We start from the raw sequence: 2008 nt of genomic DNA, 5'->3' as shown, positions 1-2008 counted from the left end.
CTACTTACGAAAATCCTTAGGGGATTTTCTATTCCGTTTTTATTTACTTAATTTAGTGCTTCAAAAATGCAACAAACCATATATAAAACGTTAGCTATAATTTCAAATCCAACTCCAAAAAAAATTGAATAAAACATAAGAAAATGGCAAAACCAAGAATATTTATAAGCTCAACATTTTATGACTTAAAACAAATAAGGTCTGATTTAAATCAATTTATTGAGAACTTAGGATATGAAACTATTAGAAATGAAGAAGGAAATATTCCATATGGAAAAGAAGAAGCTCTAGAGGAATATTGTTATAAAGAAATTAAAAACGTAGATATTTTAATTTCAATTATTGGTGGTAGATTTGGTAGTGAATCCAAAAGAAATAATTCTTCCATTTCAAATCTAGAATTAAAAACTGCAATTAAAGAAGGGAAACAAGTTTATATTTTTATAGATAAACATGTTTATGCAGAATATGAAACTTACTTATTAAATAAAGAAAATCCAATAAAATTTAGATATGTTGATGACATAAGAATATATAAATTTATTGAAGAGATAAAAAGTCTAGGGTCAAATAATAATATTAAAAGTTTTGAGACTGCATCTGAAATAACTATTTATTTAAAAGAACAATTTGCTGGATTATTTCAACGATTTTTAGAAAATCAATCTAGAATAAAAGAAGTTTCATTAATTAATAATCTTGAAAAAACAGCCAATACACTGAATAAACTGGTTAATTATATTAGTGATGAAAATAAAGATAAAACAAAAGAAATTAATCAAATACTAACAATTAATCATCCTTTAGTAAACGAAATTAGAAATGAATTAAGTATTCAGTATAACTTTTACATTGAAGGAACAAATGACTTAAATTTACTTTTACAAGCTAGAGGTTATGAGAGAGATTTATTTACTGATGATGATGAATATTTTTATTGGGAAAAAAGTGATTCTAGAAATTATTATACAATAAGAATTTCTAAAGAAATTTTTGATGATATAAAATTAAAATTTTTAAAAACAAATGAATGGGAAGATAGATTTTTTCAGACTAATACAGCTCCTAAAACAAATGAAGAACCTGAAGACTTACCATTTTAACTATAGCTAACAGCGTATATAATTTATTGCTAGTACTCGCCTACTTACGAAAATCCTTAGGGGATTTTCTATTCCGTTTTTATTTACTAAATTTAGTGCTTCAAAAACGCAACAAACCATATACAAAACGTTGTAGCCCATTAAGAAAACATACATGAAAATTGAATTAGACGAATATTGTCCTTGTTGTGATTACAATACTTTTGAAAAAGGGGAAAGATTGCAATATTCAATTTGTCCAATTTGTTTTTGGGAAGATGACCCAATTCAATTTGAAGAACCTGATTATATAGGTGGAGCAAATAGAGTTTCTTTAATTCAAGCAAGAAAGAATTTTATTGATTTTGGTTCTTGTGAAAAAGATATGATTAAGAATTGTCGAAAACCGAATAAAAACGATATAAAAAAGCAATAGCGAATGGATGAAAGATCTTTCAAAACGTTGACTGAATACTTAGAAAGAGTTCCCGCAATAAATTCACCAATAGCTACAGGAATTGATGAAGAAGGACTTTGGTGGATTAAATTTCAAATAGATATTCACAATGAATATGCTTGGAGTGTAGTTCAGGAATTGGGATGTGTAGTAAATTACTTATCAATCAATGAAAGATTACCAACAGTTTTTTATCCAGTTTCTCCTGCACCATACATGAATGGAGGACCAACAGATTTTCTTTCTTGGGTAATCGAAACTAAGGACAAAGAATTCAAACCAGGAACATTAAAAAAGTGGTTAGAAGGAAGATTGCCAAATCCATTAGATGATTTAGAACAATGGAATTTAGATGAATAAAAAAAAACGGGCTACAATCGAGTAGACGGCTCCGACTAAAATAGTCGGAGTGCGCCTCTCACACCACCGTACGTACGGGTCTCGTATACGGCGGTTCGTAAATCATCAA

3 protein-coding genes are annotated in these 2008 nt (G+C 28.1%); all 3 read left to right on the top strand.

The window, feature by feature from the left end; translation table 11 throughout:
- Positions 1-143 precede the first annotated feature (143 nt).
- A complete protein-coding gene (locus DPIF8902391_RS09275; RefSeq protein ID WP_172505639.1) occupies positions 144-1103 on the top strand; it encodes a DUF4062 domain-containing protein in 960 nt (319 codons plus the stop codon).
- Positions 1104-1257: 154 nt separating this feature from the next.
- Positions 1258-1518, top strand: a complete 261-nt coding sequence (locus DPIF8902391_RS09270) for a CPCC family cysteine-rich protein (protein ID WP_172505638.1) — start codon at positions 1258-1260, stop codon at positions 1516-1518.
- Positions 1519-1521: 3 nt separating this feature from the next.
- Positions 1522-1899: a hypothetical protein gene (locus DPIF8902391_RS09265; protein WP_172505637.1), complete on the top strand. Its 378-nt coding sequence runs from the start codon at positions 1522-1524 to the stop codon at positions 1897-1899.
- The last annotated feature ends 109 nt before the right edge of the window (positions 1900-2008 follow it).

It is taken from the genome of Tenacibaculum finnmarkense genomovar ulcerans (assembly GCF_900239495.1).
GTDB classification, from domain to species: Bacteria; Bacteroidota; Bacteroidia; order Flavobacteriales; family Flavobacteriaceae; genus Polaribacter; species Polaribacter ulcerans.
The sequence above is the reverse complement of the archived record's forward strand: the minus strand, read 5'-3'. Positions and strand labels throughout refer to the sequence as shown.

Coding starts and splice junctions, on each gene's coding strand:
- DPIF8902391_RS09265 (WP_172505637.1), top strand. CDS start 1,522: ATGGATGAAAGATCTTTCAAAACGTTGACTGAATACTTAGAAAGAGTT.
- DPIF8902391_RS09270 (WP_172505638.1), top strand. CDS start 1,258: ATGAAAATTGAATTAGACGAATATTGTCCTTGTTGTGATTACAATACT.
- DPIF8902391_RS09275 (WP_172505639.1), top strand. CDS start 144: ATGGCAAAACCAAGAATATTTATAAGCTCAACATTTTATGACTTAAAA.